This window comes from Streptococcus jiangnanensis (assembly GCF_040888325.1).
Lineage (GTDB): Bacteria > Bacillota > Bacilli > Lactobacillales > Streptococcaceae > Streptococcus > Streptococcus jiangnanensis.
The window spans coordinates 136,652-155,347 of sequence record NZ_JBFNFF010000003.1 but is presented as its reverse complement, the minus strand read 5'-3'; the positions used below and the strand labels follow the sequence as shown (position 1 = coordinate 155,347).

The 18,696-nt window shown below is 39.8% G+C and carries 15 protein-coding genes; 11 read left to right on the top strand and 4 right to left on the bottom strand.

Translation table 11 applies throughout. From position 1 onward, the window contains the following. Position 1 precedes the first annotated feature (1 nt). The 7 genes from lacB to lacG all read left to right on the top strand — a co-directional run bounded on the left by lacB (position 2) and on the right by lacG (position 7,052). Positions 2 to 517 (top strand): galactose-6-phosphate isomerase subunit LacB, encoded by a 516-nt coding sequence (gene lacB, locus AB2B49_RS05215; RefSeq protein ID WP_001216921.1) that lies wholly within the window; start codon positions 2 to 4, stop codon positions 515 to 517. A gap of 10 nt (positions 518 to 527) precedes the next feature. Further along, positions 528 to 1,457 (top strand): tagatose-6-phosphate kinase, encoded by a 930-nt coding sequence (locus tag AB2B49_RS05210; RefSeq protein WP_042902323.1) that lies wholly within the window; start codon positions 528 to 530, stop codon positions 1,455 to 1,457. Position 1,458: 1 nt separating this feature from the next. After that, a complete protein-coding gene (lacD, locus tag AB2B49_RS05205; protein WP_320691979.1) occupies positions 1,459 to 2,439 on the top strand; it encodes a tagatose-bisphosphate aldolase in 981 nt (326 codons plus the stop codon). A 238-nt stretch (positions 2,440 to 2,677) separates the two neighbouring features. Then, a complete protein-coding gene (locus AB2B49_RS05200) occupies positions 2,678 to 3,514 on the top strand; it encodes a PRD domain-containing protein (RefSeq protein WP_049505760.1) in 837 nt (278 codons plus the stop codon). A 35-nt stretch (positions 3,515 to 3,549) separates the two neighbouring features. Then, positions 3,550 to 3,867, top strand: a complete 318-nt coding sequence (locus AB2B49_RS05195; RefSeq protein WP_001078327.1) for a PTS lactose/cellobiose transporter subunit IIA — start codon at positions 3,550 to 3,552, stop codon at positions 3,865 to 3,867. Beyond that, positions 3,867 to 5,561: a lactose-specific PTS transporter subunit EIIC gene (locus tag AB2B49_RS05190; RefSeq protein WP_001037310.1), complete on the top strand. Its 1,695-nt coding sequence runs from the start codon at positions 3,867 to 3,869 to the stop codon at positions 5,559 to 5,561. The genes AB2B49_RS05195 and AB2B49_RS05190 overlap by 1 nt, the downstream gene beginning before the upstream one ends. Before the next feature lie 84 nt (positions 5,562 to 5,645). After that, complete coding sequence (gene lacG, locus AB2B49_RS05185; RefSeq protein WP_049484411.1) at positions 5,646 to 7,052, top strand: 6-phospho-beta-galactosidase; 1,407 nt, start codon at positions 5,646 to 5,648, stop codon at positions 7,050 to 7,052. A 39-nt stretch (positions 7,053 to 7,091) separates the two neighbouring features. Here the strand turns inward: lacG and AB2B49_RS05180 are convergent, their stop codons facing one another. From AB2B49_RS05180 to nrdH, 4 genes are all read right to left on the bottom strand, one after another. Then, positions 7,092 to 7,859: a DeoR/GlpR family DNA-binding transcription regulator gene (locus tag AB2B49_RS05180; protein WP_042902319.1), complete on the bottom strand. Its 768-nt coding sequence runs from the start codon at positions 7,857 to 7,859 to the stop codon at positions 7,092 to 7,094. Between the two features lie 140 nt (positions 7,860 to 7,999). Next, positions 8,000 to 8,962, bottom strand: coding sequence for a class 1b ribonucleoside-diphosphate reductase subunit beta (nrdF, locus tag AB2B49_RS05175; protein WP_000451372.1), 963 nt, complete (start codon positions 8,960 to 8,962; stop codon positions 8,000 to 8,002). Between the two features lie 194 nt (positions 8,963 to 9,156). Beyond that, positions 9,157 to 11,316: a class 1b ribonucleoside-diphosphate reductase subunit alpha gene (nrdE, locus tag AB2B49_RS05170; RefSeq protein WP_049484412.1), complete on the bottom strand. Its 2,160-nt coding sequence runs from the start codon at positions 11,314 to 11,316 to the stop codon at positions 9,157 to 9,159. An 80-nt stretch (positions 11,317 to 11,396) separates the two neighbouring features. Continuing rightward, a complete protein-coding gene (nrdH, locus tag AB2B49_RS05165; protein ID WP_000259240.1) occupies positions 11,397 to 11,615 on the bottom strand; it encodes a glutaredoxin-like protein NrdH in 219 nt (72 codons plus the stop codon). 654 nt (positions 11,616 to 12,269) lie between these two features. Here nrdH and AB2B49_RS05160 point away from each other — a divergent pair. The 4 genes from AB2B49_RS05160 (at position 12,270) to AB2B49_RS05145 (ending at position 18,537) form a co-directional block, all read left to right on the top strand. After that, positions 12,270 to 13,490 carry an alpha/beta hydrolase family protein gene (locus tag AB2B49_RS05160; RefSeq protein WP_049505761.1) on the top strand — a complete coding sequence of 407 codons (1,221 nt, stop codon included), beginning with the start codon at positions 12,270 to 12,272 and terminating at the stop codon, positions 13,488 to 13,490. A 267-nt stretch (positions 13,491 to 13,757) separates the two neighbouring features. Beyond that, entirely contained in the window at positions 13,758 to 14,021 is a 264-nt protein-coding gene (locus tag AB2B49_RS05155; protein WP_000146948.1) for a phosphocarrier protein HPr, read from the top strand. Between the two features lie 5 nt (positions 14,022 to 14,026). After that, the gene (ptsP, locus tag AB2B49_RS05150) at positions 14,027 to 15,760 is read left to right on the top strand and encodes a phosphoenolpyruvate--protein phosphotransferase (protein WP_049505762.1); all 1,734 of its coding nucleotides are present in this window, start codon (positions 14,027 to 14,029) and stop codon (positions 15,758 to 15,760) included. 254 nt (positions 15,761 to 16,014) lie between these two features. Next, positions 16,015 to 18,537, top strand: coding sequence for a pneumococcal-type histidine triad protein (locus AB2B49_RS05145; protein WP_320691978.1), 2,523 nt, complete (start codon positions 16,015 to 16,017; stop codon positions 18,535 to 18,537). Positions 18,538 to 18,696 lie beyond the last annotated feature (159 nt).

Here is an 18,696-nt window from a genome sequence, read left to right as displayed (position 1 = left end):
AATGAGAATTGCAATTGGATGTGACCACATCGTAACAGATGAAAAAATGGCGGTTTCAGAATTTTTGAAATCAAAAGGATATGAAGTTATCGACTTTGGTACCTATGACCACACACGTACTCACTACCCAATCTTTGGTAAAAAAGTTGGTGAAGCTGTAACTAGCGGTCAAGCTGATCTTGGGGTATGTATCTGTGGTACTGGTGTTGGTATCAACAACGCTGTCAACAAAGTTCCAGGAGTTCGTTCTGCCTTGGTTCGTGATATGACAACAGCTCTTTATGCAAAAGAACAATTGAATGCCAACGTTATCGGTTTTGGTGGTAAGATTACTGGTGAATTGCTTATGTGTGATATCATTGAAGCTTTCATCAATGCTGAATACAAGCCATCAGAAGAAAACAAAAAATTGATTGCGAAAATTGAGCACGTTGAAACTCACAATGCTCATCAAGCAGATGCAAACTTCTTTACAGAATTCCTTGAAAAATGGGATCGCGGTGAATACCACGACTAAGAGGTGACGCATGATTTTAACAGTCACAATGAATCCGTCCATTGATATTTCTTATCCTTTGGATGAATTAAAAATTGACACTGTCAACCGTGTGGTGGACGTGACCAAGACAGCTGGTGGTAAAGGTCTCAATGTTACACGAGTTCTTTCAGAATTTGGTGATTCTGTTGCTGCTACTGGTTTGGTCGGTGGTAAACTTGGTGAGTTTTTAGTAGAGCATATCGATGATAAAGTAACGAAACGTTTCTTCTCGATTCAAGGAGAGACTCGTAACTGTATCGCTATTCTACACGGTGAAAACCAAACAGAAATCCTTGAAAAAGGTCCCGAAGTTCTTGAACAAGAAGGGCAAGATTTCTTGGCTCATTTCGAAAATCTCCTTGACACTGTGGAAGTAGTCGCTATTTCAGGTAGTCTGCCAGCTGGGCTTCCAGTTGACTATTATGCAAGCTTAGTAGAACTTGCTAATCAAGCAGGCAAACCAGTTGTTCTAGACTGCTCAGGTGCAGCTCTTCAGGCTGTCCTTGAATCACCACACAAACCAACAGTTATTAAACCAAATAACGAAGAATTGTCTCAGCTTCTTGGGAAAGAAGTTTCTGAGGATTTGGATGAATTAAAAGAAGTTCTTCAAGAGCCTCTATTTGCAGGGATTGAGTGGATTATCGTGTCACTTGGTGCAAATGGTGCTTTTGCAAAACATGGTGACACTTTCTACAAGGTAGATATTCCAAGAATTCAGGTAGTGAACCCTGTTGGATCTGGAGATTCTACTGTTGCAGGGATTTCCTCAGGACTTCTTCATAAGGAATCGGATGCAGAACTCCTCATCAAGGCAAATGTCCTTGGTATGCTCAATGCTCAAGAAAAAATGACAGGTCATGTCAATATGGCCAACTATCAGGCTCTATATGATCAATTAATAGTAAAAGAGGTATAAAATGGCTTTAACAGAAAATAAACGCGCTTGCTTGAAAAAACTCTCAGATGAAAACGGCATTATCTCAGCTCTTGCCTTTGACCAACGTGGCGCTTTGAAACGTCTCATGGCTCAATACCAAACAGAAGAGCCAACAGTCGCTCAAATGGAAGAACTCAAAGTCTTGGTAGCAGATGAATTGACAAAATACGCTTCATCTATGCTTCTTGACCCTGAGTATGGACTTCCAGCTACAAAAGCTCTTGCACCAAATGCTGGTCTTCTCCTTGCTTATGAAAAAACAGGATACGACACAACAAGCACCAACCGCTTGCCTGACTGCTTGGATGTTTGGTCTGCCAAACGCATCAAGGAACAAGGCGCAGACGCTGTTAAGTTTTTGCTTTACTATGACGTAGACAGCGCTGACGAACTCAACCAAGAAAAACAAGCCTACATCGAACGTATTGGTTCTGAGTGTGTGGCGGAAGACATTCCATTCTTCCTTGAAATCTTGGCTTACGATGAAAAGATTGCTGATGCAGGTTCTGCAGAATACGCAAAAGTAAAACCACACAAGGTTATTGGTGCTATGAAGGTCTTCTCAGACCCACGCTTCAACATCGATGTCTTGAAAGTGGAAGTTCCAGTCAACGTCAAATATGTTGAAGGCTTTGGCGATGGTGAAATCGTTCATACACGTGAAGAAGCAGCAGCCTTCTTCAAAGCGCAAGATGAAGCAACTAACTTGCCATACATCTACTTGAGTGCAGGTGTATCAGCTAAACTCTTCCAAGAAACCCTTGTCTTTGCCCACGAATCAGGCGCAAACTTTAACGGCGTTCTTTGTGGCCGTGCTACATGGGCTGGATCAGTTGAAGCTTACATCAAAGATGGTGAAGCAGCAGCTCGCGAATGGCTTCGCACAACTGGTTTTGAAAACATTGACGAACTCAACAAGGTTCTTCAAACAACAGCGACTTCATGGACTGAACGTGTATAAGTTTTCCCCCCTAATCTTAGGAACATTGATCTAAATAAAAATTTTAAAAAAAAGTTGAATGTAAAGGTTTACAAAAAAACTTACTTGTGCTATACTTAAATCACAAGTTAATACAAGGTGAGTGTTACTAAGTAATATTAGGCATGATCACAGGTGGATTAGAAATCAAAGGATTTTCTAGTTCATTTGTGGTCATTTTTTGTACTCATATACCTTTAAGATATAAAAGGAGGTTGACATGTATCGAATTCTAAACCCAATGAATCACAATGTCTCGCTTGTCAGAAATGACAAAGGAGAAGAGGTGATTGTGATTGGTAAGGGGATTGCATTTGGGAAAAAGAAGGGGGATTTGATTGCTGAAGAACAAGTTGAGAAAATCTTTCGGATGAAGACAGAAGAGTCCAGGGAAAACTTTATGTCTCTCCTCAAAGATGTTCCGCTTGATTTTATCACAGTGACCTATGAGCTTATTGATAAGCTATCAAAGAAATATCATTATCCGATTCAAGAGTATCTCTATGTGACCTTGACAGATCATATTTACTGTTCTTATCAAGCTCTAACACAAGGAAGGTACAAGGATAGTAATCTGCCAGATATTTCCACTAAGTATCCTGTCGCTTTTCAAATCGCAAAGGAAGCCTTTGAAATCTATCGCCAGAAGTTGACAGATCATTTCCCTGAGGATGAAATTATTCGGATCGCTTATCATTTCATCAATGCCGAAGGGGAGAATGAAGTTCAAGTGGTTGAGTCGATTGATAAGAGGAAAGAAATTCTCAGGAATGTCGAAGAAGTGCTAAAGGGTTATGCAATTCAACGAACCAAAGAGAATAATCATTTCTATGATCGTTTTATGATTCATTTGAATTATTTCTTGGATTATTTAGACAGATCTAGAGATGATAACCAATCACTTCTGGATATGGAAGATCATATTAAACAATCCTATCCAAAAGCGTTCGAGATTGGTTCCAAGATCTATGATGTGATTACGCAACATACGGGTCTTGATTTGTATAAAAGTGAACGAGTTTATCTAGTTCTACATATCCAACGTTTATTGTCATAAAAATTTAATTAAAAATACATAAGGAGAATTCTATCATGAATAGAGAAGAAGTAACATTGTTAGGTTTTGAAATCGTAGCCTATGCTGGCGATGCTCGTTCAAAACTATTGGAAGCCTTGAAGGCTGCTGAAGCTGGCGATTTTGCGAAAGCTGATACTCTCGTAGAGGAAGCTGGTGGTTGCATCGCTGAGGCTCATCACGCGCAAACAAGTCTATTGACCAAGGAAGCCGCTGGTGAGGATTTGGCCTATAGTGTGACCATGATGCATGGTCAGGATCACTTGATGACAACTATCTTGCTCAAAGATTTGATGCACCATTTAATCGAACTCTATAAGAGAGGAGTTAAGTAATGAATAAATTAATTGCTTTTATCGAGAAAGGAAAGCCTTTCTTTGAAAAACTGTCTCGTAATATCTACCTTCGTGCCATTCGAGATGGTTTCATTGCTGGAATGCCAGTTATTCTCTTCTCAAGTATCTTTATCTTGATTGCTTTTGTACCAAACTCATGGGGCTTTAAATGGTCTGACGATGTTGTCAATCTCCTCATGAAACCTTATAGCTATTCAATGGGGATTCTAGCTCTCTTGGTAGCTGGTACAACAGCTAAGTCATTGACCGACTCAGTAAACCGTAGCATGGAGAAAACCAACCAAATCAACTATATGTCGACACTTTTGGCTGCGATTGTTGGTTTGTTAATGTTGGCAGCTGATCCTATCGAAAATGGCCTAGCTACTGGATTCTTGGGGACAAAAGGGTTGCTTTCAGCCTTTCTTGCTGCCTTTGTTACTGTAGCTATCTATAAGGTCTGTGTTAAGAACAACGTCACTATTCGCATGCCTGACGAAGTTCCACCAAATATCTCACAAGTCTTTAAAGATGTGATTCCATTCACTCTATCAGTGGTTTCTCTTTATGCTCTCGATTTACTAGCTCGTCATTTTGTTGGTGCAAGCGTAGCTGAATCAATCGGTAAATTCTTTGCACCATTATTCTCTGCTGCTGATGGTTATCTAGGTATTACCATTATCTTTGGTGCCTTTGCCTTCTTCTGGTTTGTTGGCATCCATGGTCCATCTATCGTTGAACCAGCAATCGCAGCTATTACCTATGCAAATGCCGAAGTCAACTTGAACCTTCTCCAACAAGGTATGCACGCTGACAAGATTCTTACTTCTGGTACACAAATGTTTATCGTTACCATGGGTGGTACTGGTGCGACACTGGTTGTTCCATTCATGTTCATGTGGTTAACTAAATCAAAACGAAACCGTGCAATCGGACGTGCTTCAGTAGTTCCAACTTTCTTTGGTGTAAATGAACCAATCTTGTTTGGTGCACCGCTTGTATTGAATCCGATTTTCTTTATTCCTTTCATCTTTGCGCCAATTGCCAACGTATGGATCTTTAAATTCTTTATTGAAACGCTTGGCATGAACTCATTTACTGCCAACCTTCCTTGGACAACACCAGGTCCGCTCGGTATTGTTCTCGGTACAAACTTCCAATTCTTGTCATTTGTACTTGCTGCTTTGTTAATCCTTGTTGACGTAGCCATTTACTATCCATTCCTCAAGGTTTATGATGAACAAATTCTTGAAGAAGAGCGTTCAGGCAAAGCCAATGATGAATTGAAAGAAAAAGTAGCTGCAAACTTCAATACTGCCAAAGCAGATGCTATTCTTGAAAAAGCTGGTGTAGAAGCAGCGCAAAACACAATCACAGAAGAAACAAATGTTCTCGTTCTCTGTGCAGGAGGAGGTACAAGTGGTCTCCTTGCAAATGCTCTAAACAAGGCAGCTGCAGAGTACAAAGTTCCTGTTAAAGCAGCAGCTGGTGGCTATGGTGCTCACCGTGAAATGTTGCCTGAGTTTGATCTGGTTATCCTTGCTCCTCAAGTTGCTTCAAACTTTGAAGACATGAAGGCCGAAACCGACAAACTTGGTATCAAACTTGCCAAGACAGAAGGTGGCCAATACATTAAACTGACTCGTGATGGAAAAGGCGCTCTTGCCTTTGTTCAAGCGCAGTTCGAAGAGTAAAAGGTAAAGAGCAAAGAAGTGAGATGGCGGAACTCCTCCCAACTCTATCTCCATCTCATTTCTATTTCTTGAAAGGTGAATCAAATGACAAAAACACTTCCAAAAGACTTTATTTTTGGCGGGGCAACAGCAGCCTATCAAGCAGAAGGTGCGACCAATACCGATGGTAAAGGACCAGTTGCCTGGGACAAATACCTCAAAGATAACTACTGGTACACTGCTGAACCAGCCAGTGATTTCTACCACAAATACCCAGTTGACCTCAAACTTGCAGAAGAGTATGGTGTCAATGGTATCCGTATTTCAATCGCTTGGTCACGTATCTTTCCAACTGGTTATGGGAAGGTTAATGACAAGGGGGTTGAGTTCTATCATAATCTATTTGCAGAATGTCACAAACGGCATGTTGAGCCCTTTGTAACTCTTCATCACTTTGACACGCCAGAAGCTCTACATTCAAATGGAGACTTCTTAAACCGTGAAAACATTGAACACTTTGTAGACTACGCGGCTTTCTGTTTTGAAGAATTTCCTGAAGTTAACTATTGGACAACCTTTAATGAAATTGGGCCAATTGGTGATGGTCAATACTTGGTTGGGAAATTCCCTCCAGGTATTCAGTACGACCTTGCCAAAGTCTTCCAATCTCATCACAATATGATGGTGTCGCATGCGCGTGCAGTCAAGCTATATAAAGGTAAAGGTTATAAAGGTGAAATTGGTGTGGTTCATGCCCTGCCTACTAAGTATCCTCTGGATCCAGATAATCCAGCAGATGTTCGAGCTGCTGAGTTAGAAGATATCATTCACAATAAATTTATTTTGGATGCAACTTATCTAGGACGATATTCCGAAGAAACCATGGAAGGTGTCAACCATATCTTAGCAGTCAATGGTGGAAGCTTAGATTTGCGTGAAGAAGACTTCGCAGTCCTAGAAGCTGCAAAAGACTTGAACGACTTCCTAGGAATTAACTACTATATGAGTGATTGGATGCAAGCCTTTGATGGAGAGACGGAAATCATCCACAATGGAAAAGGTGAAAAAGGAAGCTCTAAGTATCAGATTAAGGGAGTTGGTCGTCGTGTAGCTCCTGATTATGTCCCACGTACCGATTGGGATTGGATTATCTACCCTCAAGGTTTGTATGACCAAATCATGCGCGTGAAGAAAGATTATCCTAATTACAAAAAAATCTACATCACTGAGAATGGTCTCGGATACAAAGATGAGTTTGTGGATGGGACAGTCTACGATGATGGGCGGATTGATTATGTTAAGAAACATATGGAAGTGATTGCATCTGCAATCTCTGATGGAGCCAATGTCAAAGGATACTTTATCTGGTCGCTAATGGATGTCTTTTCTTGGTCAAATGGCTATGAAAAGCGTTACGGTCTCTTCTATGTTGATTTTGAGACTCAGGAGCGCTATCCAAAGAAATCGGCTCACTGGTACAAGAAACTAGCTGAGACACAACTTATTGATTAAAATTCAACAAAAATTCCCCGCCAAAAGGCAGGGGAATTTTTATGGTTTTGATAAAAGAATGGTTGTTTGTTTCGATAGATCTTCAAATGTTTCCTGACTCAGTTTGGAATCTGAAACGATGGTATCAATCTCTGAGATATTGTAGAAAGTGTAAAAATCAAACTTATTAAACTTGCTGTGGTCTGCCAGTAAGTATTTTTTATTGGCATTGTTCAAGGCGATTCGTTGAACCTCGCCCTCTTCTTCACTGAAAGTAGCAATAGCTTTATCCTTGATACCATTACAACTTACAAAAGCTTTAGAAAACTGAAGATTGGCTAAATCCTGCAGGGTAAGTGTTCCCACAAAAGCTCCAGTGATAGAGCGATAATTTCCACCAATCAAAATCAAATCTGTTAGTTTTCGTTCGTTTAGGATGAGAAAAACTGGAAGACTGTTTGTTACAACACGAATATTATCAATTGGGAGTTCACGAGCAAAACATTCTAAGGTTGTTCCTGGCCCGATAAAAATGGTTTCACCTTCGTCAATCAAATGACCTGCAAAACGGCTAATTTCTTGTTTTTCAGCAATCTGCAAGCCTTGTTTTTCAACGTTTGAGCGTTCGTTGTTTAAGAGAGAACCTGTACGAAGTTTTTCAGCGCCACCATGCACACGAACCAGCAAATCTTTATCTGCCAATTCTTGTAAGTAGCGGCGAGCTGTCATATCTGACACATCAAGACTCTCCATAATCTCTTTTACAGTAATAGTGCCTTTTGTGTTTACTGCTTCTAGAATACTATCTAGTTTTTCTTGCTTTAGCATCCTTATCACCTCGATTTCTACTATTATTATCTTACCATAAAACGCTCAATTAATCAAATAGAAAAAAACAAAATAAAACAAAAAACAAAAATATCATGGTTGTTTTAAACAAACCATGATATTTTGAATGATCGGCCAAATTAGTCTAAACCGTAGTTGTAGTCCTCGTCTTGCATGGCTTCAACTTCACCAAGGAGGTAACCATTTCCGACTTGAGAGAAGAAGTCGTGGTTAGAAGTTCCTGTTGAAATACCGTTCATAACGATTGGGTTGACATCATCAGCTGAATCTGGGAAGAGTGGATCTTGTCCAAGATTCATAAGGGCCTTATTGGCATTGTAACGAAGAAAGGTTTTAACTTCTTCAGTCCAACCAACACCGTCATAGAGACTTTCTGTATAACCTTCTTCGTTCTCGTAGAGAGTGTAGAGCAGGTCGTACATCCATTCTTTGAGTTTTTCTTGCTCTTCTTCAGGTAATTCATTGAAACCAAGTTGGAATTTGTAACCAATGTAAGTTCCATGAACAGACTCATCACGAATGATCAGTTTGATGATTTCCGCAACGTTGGCCAGTTTGTTGTTACCGAGATAGTAAAGTGGTGTAAAGAAACCAGAGTAGAAGAGGAAGGTTTCAAGGAAGACACTGGCAACTTTCTTTTCTAGTGGGCTACCATTGAGGTAGATTTCATTGATAATCTCCGCTTTTCTCTGAAGGTAGGGATTAGTGTTGGTCCATTCAAAGATTTCTTCGATTTCGGCCTTGGTATTCAAGGTCGAAAAGATAGAAGAATAGGATTTTGCGTGGACAGATTCCATAAACTGGATGTTGTTGAAAACAGCTTCCTCATGTGGTGTACGGATGTCTGCGCGAAGTGCTTGAACCCCTGTTTCAGATTGCATGGTATCCAAAAGGGTCAAACCACCAAAGACTTTTCCAACCAAGTCTTTTTCTTTGTTTGATAGTTTTCTCCAGTCGTCTAGGTCATTTGACAAGGGAATACGCGTATCGAGCCAGAATTGCTCTGTCAGCTTTTCCCAAGTTGATTTGTCGATGACATCTTCGATGGCATTCCAGTTAATGGCTTTGTAGTAAGTTTCCATTTGAAATCTCTTTCTGTATGTAATAATGCGATTGCCGAATCATCTCTATTTTATCATAGTCTGAGAAGAGTATCGCACAAAAAGTCGGAAGCCCGACTTTTTAGTTTTTCATAGTATTTAAGATACTTATCAAGTTTTGTATGATGGGGAACTTAATCAGTAGTCTGAGAAAATGTGGTTGCCCCAGATAAAAATTAAATCACACAGCTTTCACATTGGTTAGCACCGACTTCTCCACCATCATCTGTAAAGGTACGGACGTAGTAGATAGACTTGATACCCTTGTTGAAGGCATAGTTACGAAGGATAGACAAGTCACGTGTCGTTTGTTTGTTCTCTTTCTTCCATTCGTAAAGACCTTTTGGAATGTCGCTACGCATGAAGAGAGTGAGTGAAAGCCCTTGGTCCACGTGTTCAGTTGCGGCAGCGTAAACATCAATCACCTTACGCATATCCATGTCATAAGCAGAAGTGTAGTAAGGGATAGTATCTGTTGACAAACCTGCAGCAGGATAGTAGATTTTACCGATTTTCTTCTCTTGGCGTTCTTCAATGCGTTGCGTAATCGGGTGGATAGAAGCAGAAACATCGTTGATGTAGCTGATAGAACCATTTGGAGCAACAGCTAGACGGTTTTGGTGATAAAGACCATCTGCTTGAACCTTTTCGCGAAGTTCAGCCCAGTCAGCAGCACTTGGGATAAAGACATCTTTAAAGAGTTCTTTAACACGGTCTGATTTTGGAACAAACTCGCCTGTCACATACTTGTCAAAGTAGCTTCCATTAGCATAGTCTGATTTTTCAAAGTTGTGGAAGGTGATACCACGTTCGCGCGCGATGTTATTAGATTCTACCAAGGTCCAGTAGTTCATAAGCATAAAGTAGATGCTTGTAAATTCAATTGACTCAGGTGATCCGTACTCAATCAGTTGTTGGGCAAGGTAACTATGAAGTCCCATGGCACCAAGACCAAAGGTGTGAGCCAAACTGTTTCCGTGGTCGATAGTAGGAACAGCTACGATGTGTGAACTATCTGTAACGAAAGTCAAAGCACGAACCATCGCACGGATAGAACGACCAAAGTCAGGTGAAGTCATCATGTTGACAACGTTGGTTGAACCAAGGTTACATGAAACGTCCGTTCCCATTTGAAGGAATTCTTGAGCATCGTTGATCAAGCTTGGTTCTTGAACTTGAAGAATCTCAGAGCACAAGTTACTCATGATAATCTTACCATCAACGGGATTCGCACGGTTGGCTGTATCAATGTTGACTACATAAGGGTAACCAGACTCTTGTTGCAATTTAGAAATTTCAGTTTCCAAATCACGCGCCTTGATTTTTGTCTTGCGGATATTTGGATTTGCAACCAATTCATCATATTTCTCAGTGATATCGATATAGTTGAATGGCACACCATACTCAAGCTCTACAGAGTAAGGGCTGAAGAGGTACATTTCTTCATTTTTACGAGCCAATTCGTAGAATTTATCGGGCACCACAACTCCAAGTGAGAGGGTCTTAACACGAACTTTTTCATCGGCATTTTCTTTCTTAGTTGAAAGGAAAGCGATGATATCTGGGTGAAAGACGTTGAGGTAGACAACCCCAGCACCTTGACGTTGCCCGAGTTGGTTTGAGTAAGAGAAGCTGTCTTCAAAAAGCTTCATAACTGGTACGACACCAGAAGCAGCACCTTCATAACCTTTGATAGGAGCTCCAGCTTCACGAAGGTTGCTGAGGGAAATTCCCACACCACCACCGATACGTGAAAGTTGGAGAGCTGAGTTGATGGAACGTCCGATAGAGTTCATGTCATCAGTTACTTGAATCAAGAAACAAGATACCAACTCTCCACGACGAGCACGACCAGCATTCAAGAAGGAAGGAGTAGCTGGTTGATAGCGTTGGTGGATGATTTCATTGGCAATATCAGTCGCAATCGCTTCATCCCCGTCAGCAAAATAAAGCGCGTTAAAGAAGACACGGTCTTCCATACTTTCAAGGTAATATTCACCGTCATTAGTCTTCAAGGCATACTGGTTGTAAAACTTATAGGCAGCCATGAATGATTTGAATTGGAAGTTTTGGTCCTTGATAAATTGATGCAATTCTTCCAAAAACTCTGGACGGTATTTCTTGAGAAATGCAGTTTCGATGTAGTTATGTTCAATAAGGTAGTTGATTTTATCAGTAATTGAATCAAAAACCATGGTATTTGGAACTACATTTTCTTTAAAGAAGGCATCCAAGGCTTCCTTATCTTTATGAAGCATGATTTGTCCATTGACAGGACGGTTGATTTCGTTATTGAGACGGAAGTAAGTTACGTCCTCAAGATGTTTTAATCCCATAAAATTTCCTTTATCTAATTACAAAAGAAAGGCCTCTAAGTTAGCCCTAGAAGCAATCTCTTCTGGATGATGTACTAAGATTATGCTAATTGTTTCAGTTTTCCTGGTTGGAAGCCTGAAAAGACTTCAGTTGGTGTTTGGATAACAGGAGCTGCGCTGAAACCGAGCTCTTTAACTTGATCGATGTACTCTGGTTGCTCGTCGAGATTGATCTCACGATAAGCGACATTGTTGCTGTCCAAGAAACGCTTGGTCATCTTACATTGGACACAGTTGTTTTTAGAATAAACGGTTACCATTTTCGTAACTCCTCTTTCAAAATAGATTACTTTCTTAGTATATCAGAAAAAAAAACTTTGTCAAACTTTTTAAACTAAATCTTGTGCTAAAAAGTTACAGTTTCAAAAACAAAGCACAAGATATAGTGTTTTGTCAGAGTGTAAAATTGGGTTTTCATTGAACTATCAAAGTTTATCAAAACAAAAAAACTATATACTGTATATTGGTAAGATAAATAGAAGATTTTCAGCAAGTTATCAGAAAGGAAAACGAAGAAAATAGCAAAAATCGTAAGAACAGGAATAAGTCTAGCTGAGACAATACTTTAATAAAATAGAAACTGTAATATTTACGAAAAAAAGAAATTTTCTACACAAGATGTCCCAATATTTTGTATTAGAATATCTAAAATATAACCAAAGTGGAAATGACAGATTATGATGTATTCATAAAAATGGATCATTGGTTAATTTTATATAGGATACTTATGAGTTTCGTATCCTTTCATAAGGAGTATATAAATACAATGTTTGAAAAAGTTCATTTTATGTGATACACTATCTGTGATTATAAGATTAAAAAATGGATATCTGGATACTTTTGTTTGATAGAGAATGTTATCAGATTATAATTAGATTAAATGAATGAAAGAATACAGAATTAGGAGGCGCGTGGTGAAAGAAAATGATGTTATTTTAAAACGGCAATCGACTCAAATATTTTTTAAGAATGGTGATACGGATTTTTTCTTCAATTGGTTGTTAGGAATCGGTGAAATTTTTGGTTTCTCTCATGGAGAGCTTTATTATCTTGCTCAAAGATTGGGGAACTCACCAAAGCCTGATGACTGGAAAAATGTATTTTTATCGCATGTAAACTACCTTGAACAAGAAGCAAGTAATTCATGGTTGAGTGAACAAACAAAGGCGCAGTATTATCTTGCACAGACCTACTCACTTCGCTCGGCAATCCAATTTACCGATCCATTTTCTGAAGAGTATTTACCGACCGTTCGTCAAATGGAGAAGGTGTTTTCTAGTGCAATTCATTCACTAGGTGCACCGATTGAAAAATTAACTATTCCCTATCAGGGTTCTTACTTGCCTGGTTATTATCTTCATAGCGGCGATAATTGCCCAACGCTAATCATGATTGGTGGAGGTGATACTTATCGCGAAGATTTATTTTACTTTGCAGGATATCCTGGATGGATACGAAATTATAATGTTTTAATGGTTGACCTTCCCGGTCAAGGGAGCAATCCTAGTAGAGGGCTGGTCTTTGATGTGGATGCCTCTATTCCAATTTCATTATGCATAGACTGGTTGGAAAATAGAAATCCTAAACTAAATTATTTAGCCATTTATGGTGTCAGCGGAGGGGGATATTTTACCGCACAAGCTGTTGAAAAGGATCCAAGAATTCATGCTTGGATTGCTAGTACCCCTATTTACGACGTTGCAGAACTTTTCAGAAAAGAATTTGGATCAAGTTTGAAAGCACCTAGTTGGTTAATAAATGCCATTTTAAAATTAGCTGGAAATTTGAATGAATCAGCAAATTTGAATCTTAAAAAGTATGCATGGCAGTTTGGTACTTCTGATTTTAAGAGTGCTATTGATGATGTATTTAACCACGCAAAGATTGTAGATTATCAAAAAATTCAATGTCCTTGCCTGTTTATAATGGGAAAGGGAGAAGGTACTGAGCTGCAACGACAAACTAAGGTAATTTATGAAGCGCTTAAATCTAAAAATCCGCAAACTAAACTTCAGGTTTTTGACTCCGAAAGCGGTGCAGATGCTCATTGTCAAGTCAATAATTTAAGACTCGCCCATAATATAGTTTTTGATTGGTTGGACACTTTATTTGAATGGAATAGATTGAATTTTTAGCCACGCTTACACTACTTAAGTATATCTATTTTAATGTGAGACATCAAAAGATTATTTTACGTTAAGTGGCTAACTAGATAATTCTATACTATTAATAATTAGTGCCCAAATTTCCCATAGTACCTGTATGATAGAAAAAGAAGCAAGTTCATTTTCAGTAAAAGTCCATAAAATACTTGAAAAATTATCTAGAAGGTGATATAATACAGTCTTGTAAGGGTTATCACATATAATCCAAAAAAGAAATAACTAAAGGAGAGTCAAACTATGGCTTCTAAAGATTTCCACGTAGTGGCAGAAACAGGTATTCACGCACGTCCAGCAACATTGTTGGTTCAAACAGCTAGCAAATTTGCTTCAGATATCACTCTTGAATACAAAGGTAAATCAGTAAACCTTAAATCTATCATGGGTGTTATGAGTCTTGGTGTTGGCCAAGGTGCTGACGTTACAATTTCAGCTGAAGGTGCAGATGCTGACGACGCAATCGCTGCTATCACTGAAACTATGGAAAAAGAAGGATTGGCATAAGGAAAATGACAGAAATGCTTAAAGGAATCGCAGCATCTGACGGTGTTGCAGTTGCAAAAGCATATCTACTCGTTCAACCGGATTTGTCATTTGAGACTATTACAGTCGAAGATACAAACGCAGAAGAAGCTCGCCTTGATGCCGCTCTACAAGCATCACAAGACGAGCTTTCTGTTATTCGCGAGAAAGCAGTAGGTACGCTCGGTGAAGAAGCAGCTCAAGTTTTTGACGCTCACTTAATGGTTCTTGCTGACCCAGAAATGATCAGCCAAATCAAGGAAACAATCCGTGCGAAGAAAGTGAATGCAGAAGCAGGTCTGAAAGAAGTGACAGACATGTTTATCACTATCTTTGAAGGCATGGAAGACAACCCATACATGCAAGAACGCGCAGCGGATATCCGCGACGTGACAAAACGTGTATTGGCAAACCTACTTGGTAAAAAATTGCCAAACCCAGCTTCTATCAATGAAGAAGTGATTGTGATTGCGCATGACTTGACTCCTTCAGATACAGCTCAATTGGACAAAAACTTTGTAAAAGCTTTTGTAACAAACATTGGTGGACGTACAAGCCACTCAGCTATCATGGCGCGTACGCTTGAAATTGCAGCAGTATTGGGTACAAACAATATTACTGAAATCGTTAAAGACGGTGACATTCTTGCCGTTAACGGTATCACTGGTGAGGTTATTATCAACCCAACTGATGAGCAAGCGGCTGAATTCAAGGCTGCTGGTGAAGCTTATGCGAAACAAAAAGCTGAATGGGCTCTCTTGAAAGATGCTAAAACAGTAACTGCTGATGGCAAACACTTTGAATTGGCTGCCAACATCGGTACTCCAAAAGACGTTGAAGGTGTCAATGACAACGGTGCTGAAGCTGTTGGTCTTTACCGTACAGAGTTCTTGTACATGGATTCTCAAGACTTCCCAACAGAAGACGAGCAATACGAAGCTTACAAGGCTGTACTTGAAGGAATGAATGGTAAACCTGTTGTCGTTCGTACAATGGATATCGGTGGAGATAAGGAACTTCCTTACTTCGATATGCCTCACGAAATGAACCCATTCCTTGGATTCCGTGCTCTACGTATCTCTATTTCTGAAACTGGGGATGCTATGTTCCGCACACAAATCCGTGCTCTTCTTCGTGCGTCTGTTCACGGTCAATTGCGTATCATGTTCCCAATGGTTGCGCTCTTGAAAGAATTCCGTGCAGCGAAAGCAGTCTTTGACGAAGAAAAAGCAAACCTTCTTGCTGAAGGTGTTGCAGTTGCGGATGATATCCAAGTTGGTATCATGATCGAGATCCCTGCAGCAGCTATGCTTGCAGACCAATTTGCCAAAGAAGTTGACTTCTTCTCAATTGGTACAAACGACTTGATCCAATACACAATGGCAGCAGACCGTATGAACGAGCAAGTTTCATACCTTTACCAACCATACAACCCATCAATCCTACGCTTGATCAACAATGTGATCAAAGCGGCTCACGCTGAAGGGAAATGGGCTGGAATGTGTGGTGAGATGGCTGGTGACCAACAAGCTGTTCCACTTCTTGTCGGAATGGGCTTGGATGAGTTCTCTATGTCAGCAACATCTGTACTTCGTACACGTAGCTTGATGAAGAAATTGGATACAGCTAAGATGGAAGAGTACGCAAATCGTGCCCTTACAGAATGCTCAACAATGGAAGAAGTTCTTGAACTTCAAAAAGAATACGTTAATTTTGATTAATCGAAAAGTCCTTGCAACTTAGTTGCAGGGATTTTTTTGATATTTTAAAAAGAATTTTCAAGAAAATCTTTCTTATAGAAAGACCAATCTTGAAAAAGTAGTGGGCAGAATAAAAAAATACTTAACCAGTTCATAAAATCCTTGACAAGTTGCAAATTTAGGAGTAAACTATTAACCAGTTAAGTAATAGAGAGGAGTTTCTGCAATTTAGAAATGAATTGCAAATAGAAATATCAAAAAGAAAGAGAGTTTCGATGAAAATTAATAAGAAATACCTTGCTGGTTCTGCGGCAGCTTTGATTTTAAGTGTTTGTTCTTACGAGTTGGGATTGTATCAAGCCAGAACGGTTAAGGAAAATAATCGTGTTTCCTATATAGATGGAAAACAAGCGACGCAAAAAACGGAGAATTTGACTCCTGATGAGGTTAGCAAGCGGGAAGGAATCAACGCGGAGCAAATCGTCATCAAGATAACAGACCAAGGCTATGTCACTTCACATGGCGACCACTATCATTATTACAATGGTAAGGTTCCTTATGATGTGATTTTTAGTGAAGAATTACTCATGAAGGATCCAAACTATAAGCTAAAAGATGAGGATATTGTCAATGAGGTTAAGGGTGGATATGTTATCAAAGTAGATGGAAAATACTATGTTTACCTTAAGGATGCTGCCCATGCGGATAATGTTCGTACGAAAGCGGAAATCAATCGACAAAAACAAGAGCATAGTCAACATCGTGAAGGTGGGAACCCAAGAAACGATGGTGCTGTAGCCTTGGCACGTTCGCAAGGACGCTATACTACAGATGATGGTTATATCTTTAATGCTTCTGATATCATAGAGGATACTGGTGATGCTTATATCGTTCCTCATGGCGATCATTACCATTACATTCCTAAGAATGAGTTATCAGCTAGCGAGTTAGCTGCTGCAGAAGCCTTCCTATCTGGTCGGGGAAATCTGTCAAATTCAAGAACCTATCGCCGACAAAATAGCGATAACACTCCAAGAACAAACTGGGTACCTTCTGTAAGCAATCAGGGAACTACCAATACTAACACAAGTAACAACAGCAATACTAACAGTCAAGCAAGTCAAAGTGATGACATTGATAGTCTTTTGAAACAGCTTTACAAACTGCCTTTAAGTCAACGACACGTAGAGTCTGATGGCCTTGTTTTCGACCCAGCACAAATCACAAGTCGAACCGCCAGAGGTGTAGCTGTCCCTCATGGTAACCATTACCACTTTATCCCTTATGAACAAATGTCTGAATTGGAAGAACGAATTGCTCGCATCATCCCGCTTCGCTATCGTTCAAACCATTGGGTACCAGATTCAAGATCAGAAGAACCAAGTCCACAACCGACTCCAGAACCTAGTCCGAGTCCGCAACCTGCACCAAATCCCCAACCAGCTCCAAGCTATCCAATTGATGAAAAATTGGTTAAACAGGCGATTCGAAAAGTAGCTGATGGCTATGTATTTGAGGAGAATGGGATCTCACGTTATACTCCTGCCAAGGAACTTTCAGCAGAAACAGCAGCAGCCATTGATAGTAAACTAGCCAAGCAAGAAAGTTTGTCTCATAAACTCGGAGCTAAGAAAACCAACCTCCCATCTGGTGATCGAGGATTTTACAATAAGGCTTATGATTTACTAGCAAGAGTTCATCAAGACTTACTTGATAATAAAGGTCGACAAGTTGAATTTGAGGCTTTGGATAAACTCTTGGAACGTCTCAATGATGTCTCAAGCGATAAAGTCAAGTTAGTTGATGATATTCTTACCTTCCTAGCACCGATTCGTCATCCAGAACGTCTAGGGAAACCAAATGCGCAAATAGCTTACACAGATGATGAGATTCAAGTAGCCAAGTTGGCAGGTAAGTATACAACAGAAGACGGTTATATCTTTGATCCTCGTGATATCACAAGTGATGAGGGGGATGCCTATGTAACTCCTCATATGACACACAGTCATTGGATTAAGAAAGATAGTTTGTCTGAAGCTGAAAGAGCGGCTGCCCAAGCTTATGCTAAAGAGAAAGGTTTAACGCCTCCTTCAACAGACCATCAGAATTCAGGAAATACAGAGGCTAAAGGAGCAGAAGCTGTCTACAATCGCGTGAAAGCAGCTAAGAAGGTGCCGCTTGATCGTATGCCTTACAATCTTCAACATACTGTGGAAGTCAAAAACGGAAGCTTGATTATTCCTCATTATGACCATTACCATAACATCAAATTTGAATGGTTTGACGAAGGTCTTTATGAGGCTCCTAAGGGGTATACTTTAGAGGATCTCTTTGCGACTGTGAAGTACTATGTCGAACATCCAAACGAACGTCCGCATTCAGATAGTGGTTGGGGCAATGCAAGTGACCATGTTCAAAGAAACCAAAATGGTCAAGCTGATACCAATCAAACGGAAAAACCATCAGAGGAGAAACCTCGGACAGACAAACCTGAGGAAGAAAAGCCTCGCGAAGAGAAGCCTCAAAGTGAGAAACCAGAATCTCCAAAACCAACTGAGGAGCTGGAAGAAGAATCACCAGAGGAACCAGAAGAATCTCAGGTCGAGACTGAAAAGGTTGAAGCGAAGTTGAGAGAGGCTGAAGAGCTACTTGCAAAGATCCAAGACTCCATTATCAAATCCAATGCCAAAGAAACTCTCACAGGATTAAAGAATAACTTGCTATTTGGCGCCCAAGACAACAATACTATTATGGCAGAAGTTCAAAAGCTGTTGGCATTGCTAAAGGAGAGTAACTAAACCTACCCCAATTTTCTAACTCCTAAAAACAGAATAGGATATATAGAAAAGATAAAATCGAAAAATGAGAGCAGAATGTGAGTTCTAGTTCTCATTTTTTTCATGAAAATGTGCAAAATAACTTGACATATAGTGTAAATAAAGATAAACTATTTACTA

What these genes read in the sequence shown, in the direction of transcription:
- lacB (WP_001216921.1), top strand. Translation starts at nt 2, where the DNA reads ATGAGAATTGCAATTGGATGTGACCACATCGTAACAGATGAAAAAATG.
- AB2B49_RS05210 (WP_042902323.1), top strand. Translation starts at nt 528, where the DNA reads ATGATTTTAACAGTCACAATGAATCCGTCCATTGATATTTCTTATCCT.
- lacD (WP_320691979.1), top strand. Translation starts at nt 1,459, where the DNA reads ATGGCTTTAACAGAAAATAAACGCGCTTGCTTGAAAAAACTCTCAGAT.
- AB2B49_RS05200 (WP_049505760.1), top strand. Translation starts at nt 2,678, where the DNA reads ATGTATCGAATTCTAAACCCAATGAATCACAATGTCTCGCTTGTCAGA.
- AB2B49_RS05195 (WP_001078327.1), top strand. Translation starts at nt 3,550, where the DNA reads ATGAATAGAGAAGAAGTAACATTGTTAGGTTTTGAAATCGTAGCCTAT.
- AB2B49_RS05190 (WP_001037310.1), top strand. Translation starts at nt 3,867, where the DNA reads ATGAATAAATTAATTGCTTTTATCGAGAAAGGAAAGCCTTTCTTTGAA.
- lacG (WP_049484411.1), top strand. Translation starts at nt 5,646, where the DNA reads ATGACAAAAACACTTCCAAAAGACTTTATTTTTGGCGGGGCAACAGCA.
- AB2B49_RS05180 (WP_042902319.1), bottom strand. Translation starts at nt 7,859, where the DNA reads ATGCTAAAGCAAGAAAAACTAGATAGTATTCTAGAAGCAGTAAACACA.
- nrdF (WP_000451372.1), bottom strand. Translation starts at nt 8,962, where the DNA reads ATGGAAACTTACTACAAAGCCATTAACTGGAATGCCATCGAAGATGTC.
- nrdE (WP_049484412.1), bottom strand. Translation starts at nt 11,316, where the DNA reads ATGGGATTAAAACATCTTGAGGACGTAACTTACTTCCGTCTCAATAAC.
- nrdH (WP_000259240.1), bottom strand. Translation starts at nt 11,615, where the DNA reads ATGGTAACCGTTTATTCTAAAAACAACTGTGTCCAATGTAAGATGACC.
- AB2B49_RS05155 (WP_000146948.1), top strand. Translation starts at nt 13,758, where the DNA reads ATGGCTTCTAAAGATTTCCACGTAGTGGCAGAAACAGGTATTCACGCA.
- ptsP (WP_049505762.1), top strand. Translation starts at nt 14,027, where the DNA reads ATGACAGAAATGCTTAAAGGAATCGCAGCATCTGACGGTGTTGCAGTT.
- AB2B49_RS05145 (WP_320691978.1), top strand. Translation starts at nt 16,015, where the DNA reads ATGAAAATTAATAAGAAATACCTTGCTGGTTCTGCGGCAGCTTTGATT.